Here is a 22346-nt window from a genome sequence, read left to right as displayed (position 1 = left end):
ATGACTTCCATGAATTCGCAGCGCCTGCGGTTTGCCCTCCACGCCATCGCCGCCGGCGCCATGCTCGCCGCTGCCGGCGGCCCGCTGAACGCCCAGACGGCCACCGGCGCGGCGCCTTCCAGCGTGCGCCCGGGCGAACCCGTGACGCTGAACTTCGCCGGTGCCGACATCGAGGCGGTGGCCCGCACCATGGCCACGATCACCGGGCGCAATGTGGTGGTGGACCCGCGCGTGAAGGGCCAGCTCACCCTGGTCACGGAACGGGCGGTCCCGCCGGCCGCGGCCTTCCAGCAGTTCCTGGCGGCCCTGCGCCTGCAGGGCTTCACGGTGGTGGAGTCCGCGGGCCTCTACAAGGTCGTTCCCGAAGCGGATGCCAAGCTGCAGTCGGGATCGGTGACGGTCACCCAGGGCGGCTCGGGCAGCGCGCCGGGCGGCGGACAGATCGTCACCCAGATCTTCAAGCTCAATTTCGAGAACGCGGCCAACCTGGTGCCGGTGCTGCGCCCGCTCATCAGCCCCAACAACACGATCAACGTGAACCCGGGCAACAACTCGCTGGTGGTGACCGACTATGCCGACAACCTGCAGCGCATCGCGCGCATCGTGGCGGCAATGGACGTGTCCAACGCCAGCGATGTGGAAGTGATCCCGCTGCGCAACGCGGTGGCGAGCGAGCTCGCGCCGCTGGTGTCGCGCCTGGTGGAGGGCACGGGCAGCACGCCCGGCATGGCCGGCACCGCGACGGGCACGGCCGGCGCCATCCCGGGGCAGAGCGACACGGCCTACCGCACCACGCTGCTGCCCGAGCCGCGCAGCAATTCGCTGATCGTGCGGGCCGCCAATCCCGCCCGCCTCGCGCTGGTGCGCACGCTGGTGGACAAGCTCGACCAGGCGCCGGTCGTGGGGAGCGCGGCAGCGTCGGGCAACATCCACGTGGTGTACCTGAAGAATGCGGATGCCACCAAGCTCGCGACCACGCTGCGCGCGGCGCTGGCGGCCTCCATGGGCAGCAGCTCCGGGGGCGCAGTGTCCTCTTCCGGCCCGACCTCTTCCGGCGGCGGTTCGGGCACCGGCTCCACCGGGCTCTCGGGCTCGGGGCTCATGCAGACCGGCAGCAGCAGCGGTATGGGCGGCACGGGCGGCAGCTCGAGCGCCGGTGGCCTGGGCAGCAGCGCGGGCAGCCTGAACAACGCGAACAGCAACCAGCCCTCCACGGGCGGGCAGATCCAGGCCGACCCCTCCACCAACTCGCTCATCATTTCCGCGCCCGAGCCGCAGTTCCGGCAGTTGCGGGCAGTGATCGACCAGCTCGACGGCCGGCGCGCGCAGGTGCTGGTGGAGAGCCTGATCGTCGAGGTATCCGCCAACAAGGTGGCCGAATTCGGCATCCAGTGGCAGGGGGTGATGGGCAACTACGGCAACGGCACCATCGGTGTCATCGGCACCAATTCTTCGGCATCCACCACCGGCGGAAACGCCAACATCCTCAACCTTGCGCTGGCTGCTGCGACCGGAAATGCCACGAGCATTGCCAGCAGTGCGTCCGGGCTGGGCAAAGGGCTGAACGTTGCCATTGCGCCGCGCATCAATGGCAACTATTACCTTGGAGCACTCGCGAACTTCCTCGAGAACACGGGGGACGCCAATGTTCTGTCCACCCCCAATTTGATGACGCTGGACAACGAGGAAGCCCAGATCATCATCGGCAACAACGTTCCGTTCGTGACCGGCTCGTATGCCAATACCACGGGCAGCAGCACCGTGAACCCATTCACGACGGTGGAGCGCAAGGACGTGGGACTGATGCTGCGTGTGCGCCCGCAGATCAACGAGAACGGAACGGTCAAGCTGTCTCTATACCAGGAAGTGTCGCAAGTGAATGACGGCACGGCCAACGCAGTCAATGGCCCGACGACGAGCAAGCGCTCGATCGAATCCACGGTGCTGGTGAATGACGGCAACGTGATCGTACTGGGCGGATTGCTGGAAGACCGTTATTCCATGGGCCAGGACAAGGTGCCGCTGATGGGCGACCTGCCTGTCGTGGGTGGCCTTTTCCGCAACGAGAACCGCAGGCGCCAGAAAACCAACCTGATGGTTTTCCTGCGGCCGGTGGTGATCCGGGACACGGCCACCAGCGATGCCCTGATGATGGACCGCTACGAGGCCATCCGCGCGCTGCAGCAGAACACCCAGCCGGCACCCAGCACGGTCATGCGTGCGGTGTCCGGGGCCCCGGTGCTGCCGCCGCTCGCGCCTTCGCCCGCACCGGCTCCCGCGGCCACGCCGCAGGGCGAGGCGCCTGCCGTGCGCAGCGCCCCGCCCGCGCCGCTGGTGCCACTCGTGCCGCCAGCCCCGGCGCCCGCGCAGGCACCCGCACGCGCCCCGGCGGCGGCCGACGCAGGCGCCTACAACCCGCAGTAACCGGACATTCCCGTCCCCCGACTTCTCCGCCACGCCATGCGCCACCCGCTTCCCTACGCCTTCGCGCGCAGTTCGCAACTGCTGCTGGAGGACGACGGCCACACCTGCGTGCTCTGGCACGGCCCCGCACCGGATGCCGGGGCACTGTCCGAGGTCATGCGCAAGCATGCCGTGCGGGAACTGATGCCGCTGGACGCGCACGCCATCGCGCAGCGCATCAGCGCGGCCTATTCGCAGGGGGAATCCAGCGCGGCGACGGTGGTGAGCGAGGTCGAATCCGACGCCGACCTCTCGCGCATGATGCAGGAGCTGCCGGCCGTGGAGGACCTGCTGGAATCGGCGGGCGACGCGCCCATCATCCGCATGCTCAACGCCCTGCTCACGCAGGCCGCGCGCGACGGTGCGAGCGACATCCACATCGAGCCCTACGAACGGCATTCGAGCGTGCGCTTCCGCGTGGACGGCACGCTGCGCGAGGTGGTGCAGCCCAACCGCGCGCTGCATGCGGCGCTGATCTCCCGGCTGAAGATCATGGCGGACCTGGACATCTCCGAAAAACGCCTGCCACAGGACGGCCGCATCAGCCTGCGCCTGGGCACGCGCGCAATCGACGTGCGTGTCTCGACCCTGCCGAGCGCCCACGGCGAGCGCGCGGTGCTGCGCCTGCTGGACAAGAGCGAGAGCAAGCTGAGCCTGGAGGCCGTGGGCATGCAGGGCGACACGCTGCGCCGCTTCGACGCGCTGATCCACCAGCCGCACGGCATCGTGCTGGTGACGGGGCCGACAGGCTCGGGCAAGACCACCACGCTGTATGCGGCGCTGGGCCGGCTCGATGCCACCAGCAGCAACATCATGACGGTGGAGGACCCCATCGAGTACGAGCTGCCGGGCGTGGGCCAGACCCAGGTCAACAGCAAGATCGACCTCACCTTCGCCAAGGCACTGCGCGCCATCCTGCGCCAGGACCCGGACGTGATCATGATCGGCGAGATCCGCGATTTCGAGACCGCGCAGATCGCCATCCAGGCATCGCTCACGGGCCACCTGGTGCTGGCCACGCTGCACACCAACGACGCGGCCAGCGCGGTTACCCGCCTGACCGACATGGGCGTGGAGCCGTTCCTGCTCTCCAGCTCCCTGCTGGGCGTGCTGGCGCAGCGGCTGGTGCGCAAGCTCGATCCGACCGAGCCCAGTGGCTACCGCGGCCGCACGGGCGTGTTCGAGCTCCTGGTGGTGGACGACACGTTGCGCGCGCAGATCCACGGCCAGGCGGCCGAGGCGGAACTGCGCGCCACCGCGATCGCCGGCGGCATGACGCTCATGCGCGAGGACGGCGAGCGGCTGGTGCGCGCAGGGATCACGAGCCCCGAGGAAGTGCTGCGCGTCACGCGCGAATAGCGCGGCTTCCGGCGCGCCCGCCGCTCAGCCGGCCGGCAGCAGTCCCAGCACCGTCTCCGGCGGCCGGCACAGGCGCGCGCCGCGCGGGGTGACCACGATGGGCCGGTTCATCAGTTCCGGATGGCGCGCCACGTGCGCGATCAGTGCTTCGTCGCCGATGGCCTCGTCGTCCAGGCCCAGTGCCTGCCAGGCGGGCTCCTTGGAGCGCAGCAGCGCGCGCACCGGGCCGCCCACTTGCGAAAACAGTGCATGCAGCGCGGCCTCGTCCAGCGGTTCGGCGAGGTAGTCCACGATGCGCGGCTCAATGCCGCGCTCGCGCAGCAGGGCCAGCGCCCCGCGCGAGTTGCTGCAGCGGGCGTTGTGGTAGATGGTGACGTCGGGATGGGGTGTAGCGTCGGTCATACGGCGAGTCTAGACCGGGCCGCGACCGCCGCCGCGGTGCACGCCGCCTGCCGTGCCTGCCGTTCCTGTCGCGGGCCTTTCCCGTTCCGGACGCGGCTCAGCGCGAATTGGTAGCGCGCAGCGTGCGGCTCAGCAGGATGACCGGCACCAGTCCCACCGCCACCAGCGCGAGCGACGGCAGGGCCGCCTCGCCCAGGCGCTCGTCGCGCGCGAGCTGGTAAGCGACGACGGCCAGGGTGTCGCTGTTGAACGGCCGCAGCACCATGGTGGCGGGCAGCTCCTTCATCACGTCCACGAACACCAGTAGCGCGGCCGCCGCCGTAGAGCGGCGCAGCAGCGGCCAGTGCACGCGCGCCAGCAGGCCCAGGCCGCCCGTGCCGAGCATGCGCGCGGAATCGTCGAGGCTGCCCGGGATGCGCGCATAGCCGCTCTGCACCGATTGCAGCGCTACGGCGCAGAAGCGCACGAGGTAGGCCCACACGATGCCCACCGCCGTGGCGGTGATCAGCGCCGGCACGCGCCATTCCGGCACCGCGGCCTGCAGCCAGCCCACGGGCAGCAGCAGGCCGACGACGATCACCGCGCCGGGCACGGCATAGCCCACGCTGGCCAACTGCACCACGCCGCGCGTCAGGCGGCCCGCGCGGCGCCGCACGGCGAAGGCGAGCGCCAGCGCCACGCCCACGGCCAGCACCGCGGTGATGGCGCCCAGCCGCACGCTGTGGCCGGCCCACTCCACGAAGCGGTCCCAGGGCAGCACGGACCAGTCCGCGGCCAGCGGCCGAAGCATGAAGGCCACCGGCGCGAAGAAGCCCATGACCACTGGCAGCCCGCACACCAGCCAGGCGGCCGCGCAGCGCCAGCCCGCGAGCCTCTGGGGCTGGGCCTCGGCGGAGCCCGCGCGGCCCACGCCGCTGGTGGCGAAGCGCATGCGCCGCTGCGCGCGCTGCTCCAGTTGCAGCAGCACGACCACCAGCACCAGCAGCAGGGTGGCGAGCTGCGCCGCGGCGAGGCGGTTGTCCATCGACAGCCAGGCCTTGTAGATGCCCGTGGTGAAGGTCTGGATGCCGAAGTAGCTCGCGACCCCGAAGTCCGCCAGCGTCTCCATCAACGCCAGCGCCACGCCCGCCGCCACGGCGGGCCGCGCCAGCGGCAGCGCCACGGTGCGCACGCGGCGCGCGAGCGGTGCTCCCAGCAGGCGAGCGGCTTCCATGAGGTGGGCGGCGCGCTCGCCGAGCGCCGTGCGCGCCAGCAGATAGACGTACGGATAGAGCGAGAAGATGAAGACCCACACCGCCCCGCCCAGGCTGCGCACCTCGGGCAGCAGCCGGCCCTCCAGGCCGTAGGTGGCGCGCAGCCAGACCTGCAGCGGGCCGCTGAACTGCAGGAAATCGGTGTACGCATACGCGGTCACGTAGGCGGGCATGGCCAGCGGCAGCAGCAGCAGCCATTCCAGCGTGCGCCGGCCGCGGAAGTCGAACAGCGTCACCGCCGCCGCGGTGGCCGTGCCCACCAGCGCGGCACCCGCCCCCACCGCGATCGCGAGCCAGACGGTGGTGGCAAGGTAGTCCGGCAGCACCGTGGCCGCCATCTCGCGCAGGATGGCAAGGGACTCGGCGCCGCCATGCCCCCATGGGAGCCAGGACGCAAACACGGCCAGCACCGGCAGGGTGAGAAAGAAAGCGAGCAGCAGCAGCGGAACGGCGCGCAGGGCGGATGTGAGGCGCAAGGCAGTGCGGAAGGGAAAAGGAAAGCCGAAAGGAAAGCCGAAAAGACAAGGCCGCGACGGGCGAGGCCTGCCCGGGATGCTCGGCCGGCACCGCCATGGATGCAAATGCGAATTCTACGCATTGCCCCTTCTAGAATCCCCGCATGTTCCTCGAAGTCAATCAACTGGACGTGCGCTACCCCGGCCGCGCGCAGGCGGCCGTGCGCGGCGCCACCCTGGGCCTGGCCGCCGGCGAGATCGGCGTGCTGATCGGTCCCTCGGGTTGCGGCAAGACCACGCTGCTGCGGGCCGTCGCCGGCCTGGAGCCCGTGGCGGCCGGCGAGATCCGGCTGCAAGGCGAGCGTGTCGGCGGCGCCGGCCGCAGCGTGCCGCCCGAGCAGCGCCGCATCGGCATGGTGTTCCAGGACTACGCCCTCTTCCCCCACCTGACCGTGGGCCGCAACGTGGCCTTCGGCATCCACCGCCTGCCGAAAGCGGAGCAGGCGGCCCGCGTGGAGGAGGTGCTGCGCCTCGTGGGGCTCGAAGGCAGCGCGTCGCGTTACCCGCACGAGCTCTCGGGCGGACAGCAGCAGCGCGTCGCGCTGGCGCGCGCGCTCGCCCCCCGGCCGCGCCTCATGCTGCTGGACGAACCGTTCTCCAACCTGGATGTGGACCTGCGCGAGCGGCTCGCGCACGAGGTGCGCGGCATCCTCAAGGCGGCCGGCGCCACGGCGCTCTTCGTCACCCACGACCAGCTGGAGGCTTTCGCCATCGGCGACCGCATCGGCGTGATGGAAAGCGGCACGCTGCACCAGTGGGACGATGCGTATGCGCTCTACCACCGGCCGGCCACGCGCTTCGTGGCCGACTTCATCGGGCACGGCGTGTTCGCGCCCGCGACGCTGGAGCAGCGCGGCGACACCGTGGTGGCGCGCACGCCCCTGGGCGATCTGGAAGACCTGGCCGAATGCCCACTGCCCTCCAGCTATCCGGGCGGTGCCTGCGACGTGCTGCTGCGCGCGGACGACGTGGTGCACGACGACGCCGCACCGGTGCAGGCGCGCATCGTGCGCAAGTCGTTCAGGGGATCGGAATTCCTCTACACCCTGCAGCTGGAGAGCGGGCTCACCGTGATGGCCCACGTGCCGAGCCACCATGACCATGCCGTGGGGGAGTGGATCGGCATCCGGCCGCAGGTGGACCACGTGGTGGCGTTTCCGCGCGCGTGAGAAGGCGCGGGCCGCCGCGCCCGCTCCTGCCTCACGACAGGAAGAAGGCCATGAACACCGGCGCGAGGATGGTGAGGACGAAGCCGCTGACCAGGGCCATGGGAACCGCATCCGGATGGCAGGCCTGCTTCACGATGGGCAGCGTGGAATCCAGCGCGGTGGCGCCGGCACTGCCGATGCCCACTGCAGGGTAGTAGCGGCCCAGCATGTAGAGGGCGATGATCGCCAGCAGTTCCCGGAACAGGTCGATCATGAGGGCCATGGTCCCGTAGGTCTGGCCCAGGTGGTTGCCGACCATGACACCGGACAGGGTGAACCAGCCGAACCCGCTGGACAGCGCCATGGAGGTTCTCATGGTTTCGCCCGTGAGCAGGGAGGCGGCCATCGCGCCGGCGAAGGAACCCACCACCACCAGCCCGGGCACCATCAGCACCCGCCAGGAGAACCACCGGGCACTGAGCTTCACCCGGGCCAGGTCGATCCCCACGAGGGCGATCAGCGCCATCAGGACGGCGGAACTGGAGGGCAGCGGGAATGCGCCGTCCATGAAGGTCGCATTGGCGAGAAAGAACAGGCTGCCGAGCACCACCATGGACAGCGCGAGGCAGCATTCCTTCAGCGGAGCCCAGATCGCCTGCAGGTGCGTTCCGCCGCTGCGCCCCTCCCGGGCACCCGCCCCCCGCACCTTCGCCGCGAAGATCAGCGCGGCAGGCAGCAGGGTGGTCAGCACGGCGAAGACCGCTGCGGACCGGATCACCTGCCCTACCGACTGCGCGGAAAGGATGACCTCGCCGAACTCGGCGCCGATCAGGAACAGCAGCAGCCATACGAGCGGCAATATGCAGCGGACCAGCGCGGAGCCGATTTTCTCCGGAAGGAAACGGCCCACGGCGAAACCGCCGGCCAGCGCCAGCACGATGGGAAGCAGGGACTGAAGGACATCCATGGTTTACAGGCTCTGCCTCATTCTGGAAAAGTCGATCAGAATAACACAGCGCTCTCCGTCGCCAGAAAGCCGCTCGTCCCGGCGGATCGGCGTCACATAATGCGAAACCCGTGGATCGTGCACCACGAAGCTTTCCATGAAATGCGAAAGCTCGAAGCTCGCGATTATCTGTTTTTCCGCCACTTTCTCCAGGGGAAGGCCCCTCGCCTCCACGGTGCCGATGTAATTGACGCCGCCGGCCGTGCTTTGCGTCCTGCGCACCAGGTGCGCGAATGTGAACGGCTCGCCGTCCTGGTGGAAGCAATCCGGCGAACTGATGCCGAGATCCGATGCCGCACCGGACCGTATTTTCACGAAGTGGACGCCGAAATAGATGGGCGACCTGCGGTCGGTCTCCGACCAGAACGTGTGCGAGAAATCATCCCGGACGAGATCGCAGAGGAAATCGGTCGATTTCACGCCGTCTCCGAGTGCGTGGAAATACCGGATGTCGGGGTGCTCGGGGTTGTTGCCCCCCTGGTCGTAGCCCGATCGCGGCGTGCCGGCGTCGTCCTCCACGGGCGGAATCCAGTGGATGCCCACCTCATCCGTCCACGGCAGGATGACGCCGTTCCCGTAGCGCCGGAACCGTTTCACTTCGGCGGGAGCATAAGGATCATGCTCGAGCCGCTCGAATTCCTGGTGGAGGATTCTCAATTCACGGGGATCGCATTCGATCTCCGGGACGAAATGGCAATAGCCCTGTTCTTTCAGTTGACTTTTGATCATTGGAAGCACGTGATTTGCGGCGGGGCAAATGGCAGGTATCCACCGGGCACCAGCAGGCATGCCATTCGTTTTGCGCAATGCCCCATTCCGGATGGACATGAAAGCGTTCCCGCGGCTGTTATCGCTTATATTCCGCCGCCTGGAACGGGAGGGATTTTACGGAGGCGGACTGCCCATGGATATGGACAAAGAAAGCCCTGATCGTGCGAATCCCTAAATAAATTAGAAATTTTTATTCTTTGCCTAATTTTTTAAAATGGACCATATCGATCGGAATCTGCTCGTGGCACTGCACCAGAATGCCAAGACCACCGTCAAGGCACTCAGTGAACGGGTGGGGCTCTCGCAGCCCAGTTGCGCGGAACGAATCAAGCGGCTGGTCGAGCGCGGCGTGATAGAGAAGTTCTCGATCCAGCTGTCGCCCAAGGCCGTCGGCTTTCCCATCTCCGCCATCGTGCGGGTGCGCCCCTTTCCCGGGGAGGTCGCGCGGGTCGAGCAGGTGATCCGCGACATCGGCGAGATCGTGCAGTGCGACAAGGTCACGGGAGAGGACGCGTTCTTCTGCCGCCTGCACCTGCGCAGCATCGAGGAACTGGACCATTGCCTGGGCAGGATCGCGCACTACGCCACCACGAGCACTTCCATCGTGCGGTCCATGCCGGTGGCCAATCGCCTGCCGCCCCTCGGAGGGCCTGCGCCCCGCACCTCCAGCCCGTCGACGCGGCCCTGAGGCCCCGGAACGGTCAGGTCCGCCGCAGTGCGTCCACGGCCTGCCGGAGGTCTTCCGCCCACGCGCGCCGGTCGCGGCCCGCTGCATGCTGGGGCGGCCCATAGTGCACGATGGCCACCAGGCCGTCGGCGCACAGCACGCGCCAGAGCGAGTGCACCAGGGTGTCGTCGCCCACGTAGAGGGCGGCCGCGCTGGGCCGGCCCGTGGCGCGGTCGATGAAGCGCAGGCCCACGGGCTGCACCGGCGCATCGGCCATCACCGCCGCCTGCAGGAGATTCGCATGGAAGGGCAGCAGCTCGGCGCCATCGCCCGTTGTCCCTTCGGGAAACACGCCCAGCACCTCGCGGCGCTCCAGCGCCTCCTGCATGAGACGCACGATGCGCATGGCATCGCGTCGCGTGTTGCGCTCGATGTAGAGGGTCCCCGCGGCCGTGGCGAGCCGGCCGATGACGGGCCAGCGCTCCACGTCCGATTTCGAGATGAAGCGGCAGTGCCGCGCGGCGTGCATGACGGTGATGTCGAGCCAGGAGAGGTGGTTCGCCACCAGCAACACCGGCCCGGCCGCTGGCGGGGTGCCCCGTATCTCCAGGTCGATGCCGATGCGTGCGAGCAGTTCGCGCGACCAAGCCTGCACGCGCGCATGCTGCTCGTCCGGGCCCATGCGGGGGAAACGCAGCAGCACCGTGGACAGCCCGGCCAGGATGTGTGCCAGAAGCCGCAGCAGGCGCGCCACCGCGCGCAGCGAGCGCATCAGGAGCGCTCGAACGCGACGATGCCGCCCACGAGCGTCCAGCGCACGCGGCCCGGCAGCTCGTAGCCGGAGAACGGCGTGTGCCGCCCCTGGCTGCGCAGCGCCCCGGGCTCCACGGTCCAGGCGGCCTGGGGGTCGAACACGCAGAGATCGGCCACGCCGCCCTCCACGAGCCGGCCGGCGCTGGCGGCGAAGGTGCCGAGCGCGGAGCCCAGCACGCGCGAGGGCTCGGAAGTCACCGTGGCGAACGCCCTGTCCAGCGGCACGCCATGGTCGCGGGACCACTTGAGGGCGATGCTCGCCAGCAGTTCCAGCCCCGTGGCGCCGGGCTCGGCTTCGGCGAAGGGCAGAGTCTTGGCATCCTCGTCCACCGGCGTGTGGTCGGAGACGAGCGCATCGATGGTGCCGTCGGCCAGCGCGGCCAGCAGGGCGTCGCGGTCGCGCTGCTGGCGCAGCGGCGGCGACAGGCGGGCGCGGCTGTCGAAATAGCCGATATCGGTGTCGGTGAGCAGCAGCGAGTTGATGCTCACGTCGCAGGTGACCTTCAGGCCCCCGGCCTTCGCCTGCCGCACCAGTTGCACGCCCGCCGCGCTGGAGAGGCGGCAGAGGTGGACGCGCGCACCGATGGGCTTGAGCAGTTCGAAGATGGTGTGCAGCGCGATGGTCTCGGCCGCCACGGGAACGCCCGACAGGCCCAGCCGCGTGGCGAGCGGCCCGCTGGCGGCCACGCCCTTGCCCAGGTGCAGTTCCTGCGGCCGCAGCCAGACGGTGTAGCCGTAGGTGGCAGCGTACTGCAGCGCGCGCTGCAGCACCTGGGTGCTGGCGAGCGCCACGTCGGCCTGGCCGAAGCCCACGCAGCCGGATTCGGTGAGTTCGGCCATTTCGGTCAGCACGTCGCCGGCCAGGCCGCGCGTGAGCGCGCCCAGCGGGAAGAGGCGTGCCCGGTGCAGCTTCTCGGCGCGGAACTTGAGCATCTCCACCAGGCCGGGCTCGTCGAGCACCGGATCGGTATCGGGCGGACACACGAGGCTGGTAACGCCGCCGGCCACGGCCGCGGCCATCTCGGACTCCAGCATGCCCTCGTGCTCGTGCCCGGGCTCGCGCAGGCGGGCGGCGAGGTCCACCAGCCCCGGCAGCACGACGCAGCCCGTGGCGTCGATCGTGCGCGCCGGATGGAAGTCCTGCGGCGCGCGGCCGAGCGCGATCACCCGCCCCGCGGCGATGGCCACATCGACGTTCTTGTCGAACCCGCTGGCCGGATCGATCACCCGGCCGTTCTGGATCAGTATCTTCATCGTTTAAGCCTCATTCCCCGCGACGATGGACATCACGGCCATGCGCACGGCGATGCCGAAGGTGACCTGGGGCAGGATCACCGCCTGCGGCCCATCGACCACGGCGGAGTCGATCTCCACCCCGCGGTTGATCGGCCCGGGGTGCATGACGATGGCATCGGGCTTGGCCAGGCGCAGCTTCTCGGGCGTGAGGCCGAAGCTCTTGAAGTATTCCTGGCTGGAGGGCAGCAGCGCGCCGCTCATGCGCTCGTTCTGCAGGCGCAGCATGATGACCACGTCGGCGTCCCTGATGCCCTCTTCCAGCGTGTGGCACACGCGCACGCCCATCTGGGAGAGGTCTCCGGGCACCAGGGTGCGCGGGCCCACCACGCGCACCTCCGGGCAGCCCAGGGTGGTGAGGCCGTGGATGTCCGAGCGGGCCACGCGCGAGTGCAGCACGTCGCCCACGATCGCCACCGTGAGGTTGGAGAAATCCTTCTTATAGTGGCGGATGGTGTACATGTCGAGCAGCCCCTGCGTGGGGTGCGCATGCCGGCCGTCGCCCGCGTTGATCACGTGTACGTGCGGCGCCACGTGCTGCGCGATCAGGTAGGGCGCGCCCGATTCGCTGTGCCGCACCACGAACAGGTCTGCCGCCATGGCCGAGAGGTTGGCGATGGTGTCCAGCAGCGATTCGCCCTTGCTGGCGGACGAGCGCGCGATGTCGAGGTTGAGCACGTCGGCCGACAGGCGCTTGGCCGCGATCTCGAAGGTCGTGCGGGTGCGCGTGCTGTTCTCGAAGAACAGGTTGAACACGCTCTTGCCGCGCAGCAGCGGCACCTTCTTCACCTCGCGGTCGTTCACCGACACGAAGTTCGCCGCGGTATCGAGGATGTGCGTGACGATGCTGCGGGGCAGGCCCTCGATGGACAGCAAGTGGATCAACTCGCCGTTGCGGTTGAGCTGGGGGTTGCGCTTGGAGAGCACGGCGTCAGGCCTCCTGGACGTGGAAGTGGAAGGCGCCGCCGTCCGCGCGGGCCAGCGCCAGGGACTGGGTGGCGGGCAGCGCCACGCGCGCCGCGGCGAACTCGGCCTGCACGGGCAGTTCCCGGCCGCCACGGTCCACCAGCACGGCGAGCCGCACGCGCGCCGGGCGGCCGTAGTCGAACAGTTCGTTGAGCACCGCGCGGATGGTGCGGCCGGTGTAGAGCACGTCGTCCAGCAGCAGGATGTCGGCGCCGTTCACCTCGAAGCCCAGGCGGGTCTGGACGCTGGCGGCCATGCCGCGCTGGGAGAAGTCGTCGCGGTGCAGCGCCGAGGACAGCACGCCGGCCTCGCCCGGCAGGCCCAGGTCCTGCTGCAGGCGCTCGGCCAGCCAGGCGCCACCCGACGCGATGCCGGCCAGGTGCGTCTGCGGGGTGCGCAACGCGCGCACGCCGGACAGCAGTTCGCGGTAGAGCGCCTCGGCGTCGAGGGTGAGGGCCCCGGCCGGGGCGGAAGTTGGCGTCGGAGTCATGGAAGTTGCCTCAAGAACTGCTCCAGGATGATGCAGGCCGATGCGGCATCGGCATCTTTCGCGCCGCCCGCATGGGCCTCGGTGGTGCTGTAGCGCTCGTCCACCTCGAACACCGGCAGGCCGAAGCGCCCGCGCAGCTGCCGTGCGAACTTCAGCGCGCGCGCGGTGTTCTCGTGCGCGGCGCCGTCGGGGTGGTACGGCACGCCGACGACGAGCGCATCGGGCTGCCAGTCGCGCAGCCGCTCGGCCACGGCGGCGAAGCGTGCATCCGCCCCCTCGGCGCGGATCGTGGCCTGCGGGGTGGCGGTGCGCAGCATCCGCGTGCCCACGGCGACCCCGGTGCGCTTGGCGCCGAAATCGAAGGCCAGGAAGGATTGGAGATGCGCCGGAACGGCGGGGGGTGCGGCGGCCGGGGCGGCAGGCAGGGGGTCCGGCATGGGACCGCTCATGCGTGGCCCGCCTCGGGCGAGAGCATCCAGGACTGCAGGCCCAGCAGGGCAAGGGCCCGGTCGTAGCGCTGGCCCACGGGCGTGTCGAAGATCACCGACAGGTCGGCCCCCACGGTGAGCCAGCTGTTCTCGGCCAACTCGGACTCGAGCTGGCCTTCGCCCCACGAGGAATAGCCGAGGGTGACCAGCACGCGCCGCGGGCCGGCGCCGGTGGACAGGGCCTCGAGCACGTCCTTGCTCGTGGTCATCTCGAGACCGCCGGGGATGGACATGGTGGAGGCGTAGGCGGACTCTTCCGCGCCCTCGCCTTCGGCCTGAGTGCCGTCTTCGCCCGCGGAGGCCTTGTCGCCCCCCGTGGACGGGCCCATGGCCTCGTGCAGCACGAACCCGCGCTCCGTCTGGACCGGGCCGCCGCGGAACACCGGCTCGAGCGACAGGTCTTCGCGCCGCAGCGACAGGTCCACCTTGTCGAACAGGCCCTTGAGGCTGAGGTCGGACGGCTTGTTGATGATGAGCCCGAGCGCGCCGCGCTCGCTGTGTTCGCACAGGTACACGACGCTGCGGGCAAACGACTCGTCTTCCAGCCCCGGCATGGCGATCAGGAAGTGGTGCGTCAGGTTCATGGGCGCAGAATCGGCGGGCATCCCGCAATTTTAACGATGATCATGGTGCCCACTTTTTCCAAAGGCCTGGTCTGGTTCCGCCGCGACCTGCGCAGCGACGACCATGCCGCGCTCTACCATGCGCTGCGCCAGTGCGGCCAGGTGCATTGCGTCTTTGTTTTCGATACGGACATCCTGGACCCGCTGCCGCGGGCGGACCGGCGCGTGGAGTTCATCCGCGAATCGCTGGTGCAACTGGACGCCTCCCTGCGCGACCTCTCGGGCCACCGCCATGGCGGGCTGATCGTGCGCCACGGCGTGGCCGCGGAGGAGGTGCCCGCGCTGGCCGTGCGCCTGGGCGTGCAGGCCCTGTTCGCGAACCACGACGACGAACCCGCCGCCCTGGAGCGCGACGACCGCGTCCGCCACAGGTTGGGCGCAGGCGGTGTGCAAATGCTCACTTACAAGGATCACACCGTCTTCGAGCGCGCAGAGGTGCTGACCCAGGGAGGCACGCCGTACACCGTGTTCACTCCCTACAAGAATGCCTGGCTGCGCAAGGTGGACGCGTTCTACCTGAGTGCCTATCCCGTGGAGCGCCATGCGGGCCGGCTCGCCCCCCGCCCGGAAGGGGCGCGCGGCAGCGTACCCGCGCTGGCCGACATCGGCTTCGAGCCCGCGGGACTCGACCGCCTGCCCCTGCCGCCGGGCATGGAGGGCGCGCGCACGCTGCTGGACGATTTTCTCCAGCGGATCGACCAGTACGGCGAGGCTCGCGACTTTCCGGCCGTGAAGGGGCCGAGCTACCTCAGCGTGCACCTGCGCTTCGGCACGCTGTCGCCGCGGCGGGCAGCGCGCGCCGCACATGAGCGCATGCGCCAGGGCAGCACCGGCGCTGCCACGTGGCTCAGCGAGCTGATCTGGCGCGATTTCTACTTCCAGGTGCTGGCCCACCACCCGCAGGTGGCCGGCGGCGCCAGCTTCAAGCCGGCCTACGACGCCATCCCCTGGGAAGACGGCCCGCAGGCGCAGGAGCGTTTCGCCGCATGGTGCGAGGGCCGCACCGGCTACCCGCTGGTGGACGCCGCCATGGCCCAGATCAACCAGACGGGCTACATGCATAACCGGCTGCGCATGGTCGTGGCCAGCTTCCTGGTGAAGGACCTGGGCGTGGACTGGCGCCGGGGGGAGCGGTACTTCGCGGAAAAGCTCAACGATTTCGACCTGTCCGCGAACAACGGCGGATGGCAGTGGGCCAGTTCCAGCGGCTGCGATGCGCAGCCGTATTTCCGCATCTTCAACCCGGTGAGCCAGAGCCGGAAGTTCGACCCCAAGGGCCGCTTCATCCGCCTCTACCTGCCCCAGCTGGCGGCCCTGCCCGATCGCTGGCTGCACGCCCCCTGGGAGGCCGGCCCGCTGGAGCTGGAGGCCGCCGGGGTGCGCCTGGGCGACAACTACCCGCACCCGATCGTGGACCACGACGAGGCGCGCCAGAAGACGCTGGCGCGCTATGCGGTGGTGAAGTCGGAGGCTGCGCCGGCCTGACCGGTTGACCGGCGGCCGGGCGCTCCCCGCGTCAGCCGGCAGTGGCCTCCGCCGGCACGGCGTCCTCGCCGCCCTGCCCGGCCGCAGCAGCGGCCGCGGCACGGGCGTAGTGGTGCACCAGGCTCAGCAGTTCCTCGTCGGAATACGGCTTGCCCAGGTAGTGGTTGACCCCCAGTTCCGCGGCGTGCTCGCGGTGCTTTTGCGCGATGCGCGAGGTGATCATGATGATCGGCAGCTCGTGCAGTTCGCGGTCGGCGCGGATGTTGCGCGCGAGGTCGAAACCATCCATGCGCGGCATCTCGATGTCCGAGAGCACCACGGCCGGACGCTCCTCCTGCAGGCGCTCCAGGGCCTGCAACCCGTCGGCGGCGAGCGCCACGCGGTAGCCCTCGCGCTTGAGCAGGCGCTGCGTGACGCGGCGCACGGTGATGGAGTCGTCCACCACGAGCACCAGCGGTACCTGGGAGACGGGTGCGATCAGTGCGCCACCGCCGCCCGCGGCACCGGCCGCCGCTGCCGGCATGGAGCCGGCCTCCAGGGAGGCGGCCACGGGCGCGGCCATCTGGCCCCGCACCTGCTCGCCATACACCGTCGCGAGTGCCACGGGGTTGTAGATCAGCACGACGGCCCCGGAGGCCAGCACCGACATGCCGGCCAGGCCGGGCAGGCGCGAGAGCTGCGGGCCGAGGTTCTTGACCACCACTTCCTGGTTGCCCAGCACTTCGTCCACGTGCATGGCGATGCGCTGCGATGCGCTGCGCAGGATCACGACGGGCCGGGTGCGGCCCGAGGTTTCCTGGCTGCTGGCCGAGGACTGCAGCAGTGCGCCCGCCCAGAAGAAGGGCAGCGCCTCGACGCCATCCTCGAAGCTGCCGGTGCGGTAGGCCTCGTCCAGTTCGCCCGCGCCGGTGCGGCGCACGATCTCCACGAGGTTGGCCGGAACGCCCAGCGTGAGCGCACCCGCGCGCAGCATCACCACCTGCGTCACGGCCGTCGTGAGCGGCAGCACCATGCGGAACGAGGTGCCCTGGCCCGCTTCGGTGGTGGTCTCCACGCGTCCGCCCAGGGCGTTCACCTCGGAGCGCACGACGTCCATGCCGATGCCGCGCCCGGACAGGCCGGTGACCTCGGCGGCCGTGGAGAAGCCGGGCATGAAGATCAGCTGGGCGGCTTCCGCGGGGCCGACCACGGCGTCCGGGGCGATCAGGCCCTGGCTGGCCGCCTTCGCGCGGATGCGTTCCAGGTCGAGGCCGGCGCCGTCGTCGCGGAACTCCACAGACACGTCGTTGCCGTCCTGCTTCAGGGCCACGGTGATGGAGCCGGTCGCGGGCTTGCCCGCGGCCGTGCGCGCCTCCGGCGCCTCGATGCCGTGCGCCACGCAGTTGCGCAGCAGGTGCTCGAAGGCGGGCGTCATGCGGTCGAGCACGCCGCGGTCCATCTCGATGGAGCCGCCCGCGATGTCGAGCTTGATCTGCTTGCCCGTCTCCTTGGAGGCCTGGCGCACGACGGCGTAGAGGCGCTCGGAAATGCCCTCGAACTCCACCATGCGGGTGCGCAGCAGGTCGCGCTGCAGCTCGCGCGCCTGCCGCCCCTGGGCGATAAGGTCGTCTTCCGCACCTTCCATGGTGCGCTGCAGGTTGCGCTGCACGGTGGCCACGTCGTTCACCGACTCGGCCATCATGCGGGTCAGTTCCTGCACGCGGGTGAAGCGGTCGAATTCCAGCGGATCGAAGTCGGCCGAGGAATCCTTGGACAGCGCCAGCCGCGACTGCATCTGCGTCTCGGCCTGCACCTCGATGTCGCGCAGCTGCTGGCGCAGGCGCTCCAGGTTGCCGGTGAGATCGGCCAGCGAATCCTTCATCTGCGCCATGCGGGCATCCAGGCGGGAACGGGCGATCATCACCTCGCCCGCCTGGTTGACCAGGCGGTCCAGCAGCTGGGCGCGCACGCGCACCGACTGGCTCGACACCGGCCGGGCCGCCGTGAGCTGGGACGCGCCGGGCAGGGCCACGGCGCGGCGCGGCGCGGGTGCCGGAGCGGACTCCGCCACCGTGCCGGCGGCGGACGCGGCGGCCGGGTCTTCCGATGCCAGCGGCTCCACCGCCACGGGCTGGGCCAGCCCCTGGGCGCCGATGGAGCGCAGGGCATCGAAGCTTGCCTGCAGGCCGTCGAAGGACACCAGCAGCGGCTCGATCGCCTCGGCGCTCGGCGCTTCGGAGTCCACCTGCTCCACGGCCGACTCCAGCCGGTGGGCCATTTCCCCCAGCCGCATCGCGCCAGCCAGGCGGGAACTGCCCTTGAGCGTGTGCAGCGCGCGCAGCGCCTCGTTGCGGGCACCCAGGTTCTCGGGGCGGGCCGCCCACTGGCGCAGTGCGGCCCCCAGGGCGGGCAGCAGCTCGATCGCCTCTTCCTCGAAGATCGGGAACAGGTCGGGATCGATCACGTCCAGCGCGTCGATGTCGTCGTCGATGTCGGTGGTCGGCGGTTCCAGCGCGCGGACGGCACCCGGGACCGGATCCTGCGCAGGCAGCGGCACCGACAGCGCGGGCGCCACATGGCCGCGCGAGACGGGCGCTTCCGGCTCAGCCTCGGGCGCGGGCGCAGCCTCGGCCGCGGCGTCGTCGTCTGCTGCGACCTGGATGGCCGGCGGCGCATCCGGCGCCTCGCCGGCCGGCACCTCCCAGGGGGCGGGCACGATCTCGGATTCGAGGATTTCGCGCAGTTCCGCCAGGATCTGGGGATGGGGCTCCTTCAGGAACCCGGCAGCGAACTGGTGCAGCAGGCGGCGGATGTCCTCCGACGCCGCCATGAAGACGCGCGCCTGCTCCGGCGTGCCCTGCGGCTGCAGTTGCACGTGCTGCAGGGCGTGCTCCAGCGCACGGGCCATGTCCGACAACGCCTGGAAGCCCACGGTGGCGGAGCTGCCGGCCAGCGAGTGGGCCAGCGCCACGGCCGTGTCCGGCAGGGGTTCGTGCAACTCCAGCGACCACTCCTGCAGGCAGGTCACGAGGCGGCGCGACCACTCGTCCGCTTCGTTGAGATAGACGTTGTAGAGGGGGATGCCGATGCGCAGGGTCTCGATGACCTTGACGGCCTCCTCCGGCGACTCGGCACCGAGCGCCTGCTCCAAACCGGCTTCCGCCGAGGGAACGTCCTCGGGCTCGGGAACCGCAGCCAGCGCTTCTTCGGCCTCGGCTTCGTCCTCGACCGCGGGTCCGGCTTCCGGCAGCGTCGCGGCATCCGCCAGGACGGGCTCCGGCTCCACCGGCACTTCGGCGGCATCGGGCGCGGGTTCTTCCAGCGCGGCAAGGCCTGCATCCGGTGCGTCGTCGGCCACTCCGGCCGCCGGCAAGGCCACCTCTTCGGCGGCGGCGCCGTCGTCCCCGACGGCATCCCCTGGCGCAGCGGCGGGCTCGCCTTCCAGCGACAGGTCGGGCCAGGCATCGGCCGGCAGCTCCAACGGGACCGGCACGCCCCCGGACGGCATGCCGTCATCGGGAAGCCGTTCCGCTTCCGCCAGCAGGTCGGCCAGCGGCGGCATGCCTGCCGCCTGCAGTGCCGCGTCGGGCGAGGCTGCATCCGGGATCGCGGGCAGCGGTGCATCGTCGTGCCCGGCGGGCAACGCGGCTTCCACCGGCTGGCCTGCGGCACCCTCGGCCAGCGCCTCGGAAAACGCCGAGAAATCGATGTCTTCGGCCAGATCCGCCGACGGCACCTCCGCGGGAGCCTCCTCCGGTAGCGCTTCCGCGGCCGCATCGGGAACCGGCGGCAGGGTTTCCGCGAAATCCAGCGGTGCCTCCAGCGGCACTTCGTGCGCGGCGGTGGCCTCGGAAGGGAAGTCCAGATCCAGGTCCAGATCGAAGGCAGGGACGTCGTCGGTGGCGGCCCCGGGGGTTCCAGGCTCCGCCGCCGCATGGACTGCCGCGTCCTGCTCCTCGATGTCCATGGACAGATGGAAGACCGGCGCGTCAGGTGCCGGATGTTCGTCGATGACTTCAGGGTCCGCCGCAGGGATGGCGGAATGCGGCGCTTCTTCGGCCGCTGCATCGGCAGACACCACCTCCGCAGCCACGCCGGCCGCGACAGCGGCAGCGCCGGCCAGCGGCAGGTATTCACCCCGCTCGCGCATGGCCTGCGCGGACTCCGCGAAGCCCCGGGGCTCCCAGCCCCCGGCCTGGCCTGCGGCGATGTCGTCCGCCCAGCGGCCGAAGGCGCGCAATGCCTCGTCCGACAATTGCAGCATCGGCGGCTGGATGGGCTTCTGCTCCGCCAGCCAGGCATTGAGCACCTGCTCCATCGACCAGGCGGCCTCGCCGAATTCGTCCAGGCCCACCATGCGCGAACTGCCCTTGAGCGTATGGAAGGCACGCCGCAGCGTCGTCTGGGCGCTCAGGTCGGCCGGCGCGGCGCGCAGCGCTTCGACCGCCTCCAGGCCGTTGGCCACCACTTCGCGGGCCTCTTCCAGGAAGATGTCCAGCAGCTCGGCCTCGTCGTCGGCATCGTCCTCGGAGGCGGCAGGCACAGTGGGAGCCACGGCGGAAGGCGCGGGTGCCACGGGCGCCGCATGGGGCGCATCAGCCGGTGCGGCAGGCGCGGCGGCCATGGGAGCATCCGCCGGGACGGGCAACGGCGCGGCCGCAGCGTCCAGTTCATCCTCGATCGGCGGCTGCACCCGGTCCGGAATCTGCGGCAACGGGGCGGGCAGCGGCGCGCGCGCCTCGATGTGGGCACCCTGCTCTTCGGGCAGGTCGCCGGCGCGGGTGCGCGTGCGGCCCATCAGGATGCGCAACTCGCCCGCATCCTCGTCGTAGATGAACAGCTTGCGCGCCATGGTGCGCTGGTAGCTGAGCATGTCGATGAGGAAGCCCAGCGCGCCCAGGTTGCTGCCCAGCTTCTCGAAGACCGCCTGGCGCTCTTCCTCGGGCACATCGCCCCGCAGCAGCCGCTCGACGGTGTCGCGCATGTGGACCACGGCCAGCGAGGCCTGGTCCAGGCCCAGCACGGACAGCACGCCGCGCATCTGCGCGAGGCGGCCGGGCACGCTGCCCAGCACCGGCAGGTCGCCGGGACTGCGGAAATACTGGTCCAGCGATTTCTCGACCTCGCCCAGCGTGGCACGCAATTCGTCCACCACGCTGCCCATGGTCTGGTGGTCGCTCACGCGGCGGTAGAGCTCCTCCATCCAGGGCTCCAACGGCGCGGATTCTCCGCCGGCGGCCACGCTGTCCAGCCGCTCGGCCAGCCGTCTGGCGCGGTCGGCCATGTGGTCCTGGGCGGTCTCCAGTTCCTCGAAGGAGGCCTGGAGGTACAGCACGGCCGTGGCGACCTCCATGGCGAGCGCGGGCAGCGGTGGCTCGCCGGAGCGGACCGTGGAGTCCACCGCGCGCGACAGCGCACGGGACAGCGGCTCGCTGCCGGGCTGCAGCTTGGCCAGGGAATCGCAGACCAGGCTGAACTGGTCGGCCGCCGGCTTGAGCTTGTTGCGGTCGCCGCCGGCCAGGGCGGACCAGGTCTCGGTCGCCGCGGCGATGCGCTTGCGCGCCTGGGCCAGCAGCGCCGGATCGTAGAGCCCGAAGCGCGGCGTGGAATAGTCCACCGGCCGGAAGCGGTCCAGGCTGAACGCCTGGCGCACGGCCTGCAGCACGGACTGGCCGGCAGGCTGCGCCGCGGCATTGTCGGGCGCGGGCCGTGCCTGCGCGCAGAAGAAGAGCAGGTCCTGCACCAGGCGGTCGGCCACCGTGGGCTCGCCGCGGGCCAGCGTGGCGTACTGCATGAGCACGCGCGAGGCCACGCGCTTGACGTACACGTCGGGCGTGATGCGTCCCTGCGCCAGTGCCTCGAAGAAGCCGGCGCAGATCTTCCAGAACGCGCGCGCCTGGCGGTCGGACTGCCCGGCCACGAAGCCCAGGCAGATGTCCTGCATCTCGCGCGCGGCGGCCAGGTCGCCCGAGCGCACGATGCGCAGCACGGCGGCGTCCAGCCGGCTGCGCGCCTCGGCACCGTATTCCAGGGGGGCGGCATCGACGACGAAGTCGGGCTCGCGGAACCGGCGCTCCACCGGCCACAGGTCCGCGGGATGCACGCGCTCGGCACCGGTCAGGGCCTGCGCGTCGCGGTATTGGGGGAACAGCGCCACCGGCGACACCTGCTTGCCCGCCAGCACGCTTTCCAGGTATTCCACCAGCGCGAAGCTCGCGCGCTCGATCACGGCGGCGGCGTCCTGGCTGCACAGCTCGGGCCGCTGCACGAATTTTTGCACGGCCGCTTCCATGGAGCGCAGCACGAGGGCCGGCGGCCCCATGCCCACCATCTCCAGCGCGCCGCTGGCCTGGTGCAGTTGCTGGCGCGCGATGCGCAGGGCGCCGGCGTCCAGCGAGGCGAGATCGGATCCGCGCGCGGCCTCGGCGTCGCGCACGAAGCGGCGCATGGCCTTGACGGCGCCGTCGAGCGACTTGCGCAACTCATCCAGCACCCAGGCCAAGGGCCCGAGATCCTGCTCTCCCTGGCTCCAATCCGCGGCCGGTGCGTTTGCGGCGTCAATAGGTGACATGAATTCGTCCCCGGCTCCGCGAGCCGTTTCGTTGATGCTAGCTGGCTGCAGGCC

16 protein-coding genes are annotated in these 22346 nt (G+C 70.3%); 5 read left to right on the top strand and 11 right to left on the bottom strand.

Features of this window, described 5'->3' with window-relative positions; all coding sequences use genetic code 11:
- Together gspD and ACAV_RS04230 are read left to right on the top strand one after the other, a co-directional pair.
- Window positions 1-2424, top strand: coding sequence for a type II secretion system secretin GspD (gene gspD, locus ACAV_RS04235; RefSeq protein WP_041828563.1), 2424 nt, complete (start codon window positions 1-3; stop codon window positions 2422-2424).
- Between the two features lie 36 nt (window positions 2425-2460).
- Window positions 2461-3822, top strand: coding sequence for a GspE/PulE family protein (locus tag ACAV_RS04230; RefSeq protein WP_013593336.1), 1362 nt, complete (start codon window positions 2461-2463; stop codon window positions 3820-3822).
- Window positions 3823-3846: 24 nt separating this feature from the next.
- Here ACAV_RS04230 and arsC read toward each other — a convergent pair whose 3' ends face one another.
- Together arsC and ACAV_RS04220 are read right to left on the bottom strand one after the other, a co-directional pair.
- The gene (arsC, locus tag ACAV_RS04225) at window positions 3847-4224 is read right to left on the bottom strand and encodes an arsenate reductase (glutaredoxin) (RefSeq protein ID WP_013593335.1); all 378 of its coding nucleotides are present in this window, start codon (window positions 4222-4224) and stop codon (window positions 3847-3849) included.
- 97 nt (window positions 4225-4321) lie between these two features.
- The gene (locus ACAV_RS04220) at window positions 4322-5953 is read right to left on the bottom strand and encodes an ABC transporter permease (RefSeq protein WP_013593334.1); all 1632 of its coding nucleotides are present in this window, start codon (window positions 5951-5953) and stop codon (window positions 4322-4324) included.
- Window positions 5954-6096: 143 nt separating this feature from the next.
- Here ACAV_RS04220 and ACAV_RS04215 point away from each other — a divergent pair, with 143 nt between their 5' ends.
- The gene (locus ACAV_RS04215) at window positions 6097-7161 is read left to right on the top strand and encodes an ABC transporter ATP-binding protein (RefSeq protein WP_013593333.1); all 1065 of its coding nucleotides are present in this window, start codon (window positions 6097-6099) and stop codon (window positions 7159-7161) included.
- 31 nt (window positions 7162-7192) lie between these two features.
- On the opposite strand, the gene ACAV_RS04210 is transcribed toward ACAV_RS04215, so the two are convergent.
- Both ACAV_RS04210 and ACAV_RS04205 read right to left on the bottom strand, forming a co-directional pair.
- Complete coding sequence (locus ACAV_RS04210; protein ID WP_013593332.1) at window positions 7193-8107, bottom strand: LysO family transporter; 915 nt, start codon at window positions 8105-8107, stop codon at window positions 7193-7195.
- A gap of 3 nt (window positions 8108-8110) precedes the next feature.
- A complete protein-coding gene (locus tag ACAV_RS04205; RefSeq protein ID WP_013593331.1) occupies window positions 8111-8875 on the bottom strand; it encodes a 2OG-Fe dioxygenase family protein in 765 nt (254 codons plus the stop codon).
- A 256-nt stretch (window positions 8876-9131) separates the two neighbouring features.
- Here ACAV_RS04205 and ACAV_RS04200 point away from each other — a divergent pair, with 256 nt between their 5' ends.
- Window positions 9132-9605: an Lrp/AsnC family transcriptional regulator gene (locus tag ACAV_RS04200; protein ID WP_013593330.1), complete on the top strand. Its 474-nt coding sequence runs from the start codon at window positions 9132-9134 to the stop codon at window positions 9603-9605.
- A 13-nt stretch (window positions 9606-9618) separates the two neighbouring features.
- Here the strand turns inward: ACAV_RS04200 and ACAV_RS04195 are convergent, their stop codons facing one another.
- The 6 genes from ACAV_RS04195 to ACAV_RS04170 are packed head-to-tail and all read right to left on the bottom strand — an operon-like array spanning window position 9619 to window position 14239.
- Window positions 9619-10356, bottom strand: coding sequence for a lysophospholipid acyltransferase family protein (locus ACAV_RS04195; protein WP_013593329.1), 738 nt, complete (start codon window positions 10354-10356; stop codon window positions 9619-9621).
- The gene (locus tag ACAV_RS04190; RefSeq protein WP_013593328.1) at window positions 10356-11651 is read right to left on the bottom strand and encodes a dihydroorotase; all 1296 of its coding nucleotides are present in this window, start codon (window positions 11649-11651) and stop codon (window positions 10356-10358) included. Before ACAV_RS04190 ends, ACAV_RS04195 begins: the two co-directional genes overlap by 1 nt.
- A gap of 3 nt (window positions 11652-11654) precedes the next feature.
- Window positions 11655-12617 (bottom strand): aspartate carbamoyltransferase catalytic subunit, encoded by a 963-nt coding sequence (locus tag ACAV_RS04185; RefSeq protein ID WP_013593327.1) that lies wholly within the window; start codon window positions 12615-12617, stop codon window positions 11655-11657.
- Window positions 12618-12621: 4 nt separating this feature from the next.
- Window positions 12622-13146 (bottom strand): bifunctional pyr operon transcriptional regulator/uracil phosphoribosyltransferase PyrR, encoded by a 525-nt coding sequence (gene pyrR, locus ACAV_RS04180; protein ID WP_013593326.1) that lies wholly within the window; start codon window positions 13144-13146, stop codon window positions 12622-12624.
- On the bottom strand, window positions 13143-13595 hold the full coding sequence (gene ruvX / locus ACAV_RS04175) for a Holliday junction resolvase RuvX (protein WP_013593325.1): 453 nt from the start codon (window positions 13593-13595) through the stop codon (window positions 13143-13145). The genes pyrR and ruvX overlap by 4 nt, the downstream gene beginning before the upstream one ends.
- Window positions 13592-14239: a YqgE/AlgH family protein gene (locus ACAV_RS04170; RefSeq protein ID WP_013593324.1), complete on the bottom strand. Its 648-nt coding sequence runs from the start codon at window positions 14237-14239 to the stop codon at window positions 13592-13594. The genes ruvX and ACAV_RS04170 overlap by 4 nt, the downstream gene beginning before the upstream one ends.
- Window positions 14240-14260: 21 nt before the next feature.
- On the opposite strand from ACAV_RS04170, the gene ACAV_RS04165 reads away from it, so the two are divergent.
- Window positions 14261-15742, top strand: coding sequence for a cryptochrome/photolyase family protein (locus tag ACAV_RS04165; RefSeq protein WP_041828951.1), 1482 nt, complete (start codon window positions 14261-14263; stop codon window positions 15740-15742).
- Window positions 15743-15773: 31 nt separating this feature from the next.
- Here the strand turns inward: ACAV_RS04165 and ACAV_RS04160 are convergent, their stop codons facing one another.
- Window positions 15774-22292, bottom strand: coding sequence for a hybrid sensor histidine kinase/response regulator (locus ACAV_RS04160; protein ID WP_013593322.1), 6519 nt, complete (start codon window positions 22290-22292; stop codon window positions 15774-15776).
- Between the last annotated feature and the right edge of the window lie 54 nt (window positions 22293-22346).

The organism is Paracidovorax avenae ATCC 19860, assembly GCF_000176855.2.
GTDB lineage: Bacteria > Pseudomonadota > Gammaproteobacteria > Burkholderiales > Burkholderiaceae_C > Paracidovorax > Paracidovorax avenae.
The sequence above is the reverse complement of the archived record's forward strand: the minus strand, read 5'-3'. Positions and strand labels throughout refer to the sequence as shown.

What these genes read in the sequence shown, in the direction of transcription:
- ACAV_RS04165 (WP_041828951.1), top strand. Translation starts at nt 14,261, where the DNA reads ATGGTGCCCACTTTTTCCAAAGGCCTGGTCTGGTTCCGCCGCGACCTG.
- ACAV_RS04215 (WP_013593333.1), top strand. Translation starts at nt 6,097, where the DNA reads ATGTTCCTCGAAGTCAATCAACTGGACGTGCGCTACCCCGGCCGCGCG.
- ACAV_RS04230 (WP_013593336.1), top strand. Translation starts at nt 2,461, where the DNA reads ATGCGCCACCCGCTTCCCTACGCCTTCGCGCGCAGTTCGCAACTGCTG.
- ACAV_RS04190 (WP_013593328.1), bottom strand. Translation starts at nt 11,651, where the DNA reads ATGAAGATACTGATCCAGAACGGCCGGGTGATCGATCCGGCCAGCGGG.
- ACAV_RS04200 (WP_013593330.1), top strand. Translation starts at nt 9,132, where the DNA reads ATGGACCATATCGATCGGAATCTGCTCGTGGCACTGCACCAGAATGCC.
- ruvX (WP_013593325.1), bottom strand. Translation starts at nt 13,595, where the DNA reads ATGAGCGGTCCCATGCCGGACCCCCTGCCTGCCGCCCCGGCCGCCGCA.
- ACAV_RS04210 (WP_013593332.1), bottom strand. Translation starts at nt 8,107, where the DNA reads ATGGATGTCCTTCAGTCCCTGCTTCCCATCGTGCTGGCGCTGGCCGGC.
- ACAV_RS04170 (WP_013593324.1), bottom strand. Translation starts at nt 14,239, where the DNA reads ATGCCCGCCGATTCTGCGCCCATGAACCTGACGCACCACTTCCTGATC.
- arsC (WP_013593335.1), bottom strand. Translation starts at nt 4,224, where the DNA reads ATGACCGACGCTACACCCCATCCCGACGTCACCATCTACCACAACGCC.
- gspD (WP_041828563.1), top strand. Translation starts at nt 1, where the DNA reads ATGACTTCCATGAATTCGCAGCGCCTGCGGTTTGCCCTCCACGCCATC.
- ACAV_RS04195 (WP_013593329.1), bottom strand. Translation starts at nt 10,356, where the DNA reads ATGCGCTCGCTGCGCGCGGTGGCGCGCCTGCTGCGGCTTCTGGCACAC.
- ACAV_RS04205 (WP_013593331.1), bottom strand. Translation starts at nt 8,875, where the DNA reads ATGATCAAAAGTCAACTGAAAGAACAGGGCTATTGCCATTTCGTCCCG.
- pyrR (WP_013593326.1), bottom strand. Translation starts at nt 13,146, where the DNA reads ATGACTCCGACGCCAACTTCCGCCCCGGCCGGGGCCCTCACCCTCGAC.
- ACAV_RS04160 (WP_013593322.1), bottom strand. Translation starts at nt 22,292, where the DNA reads ATGTCACCTATTGACGCCGCAAACGCACCGGCCGCGGATTGGAGCCAG.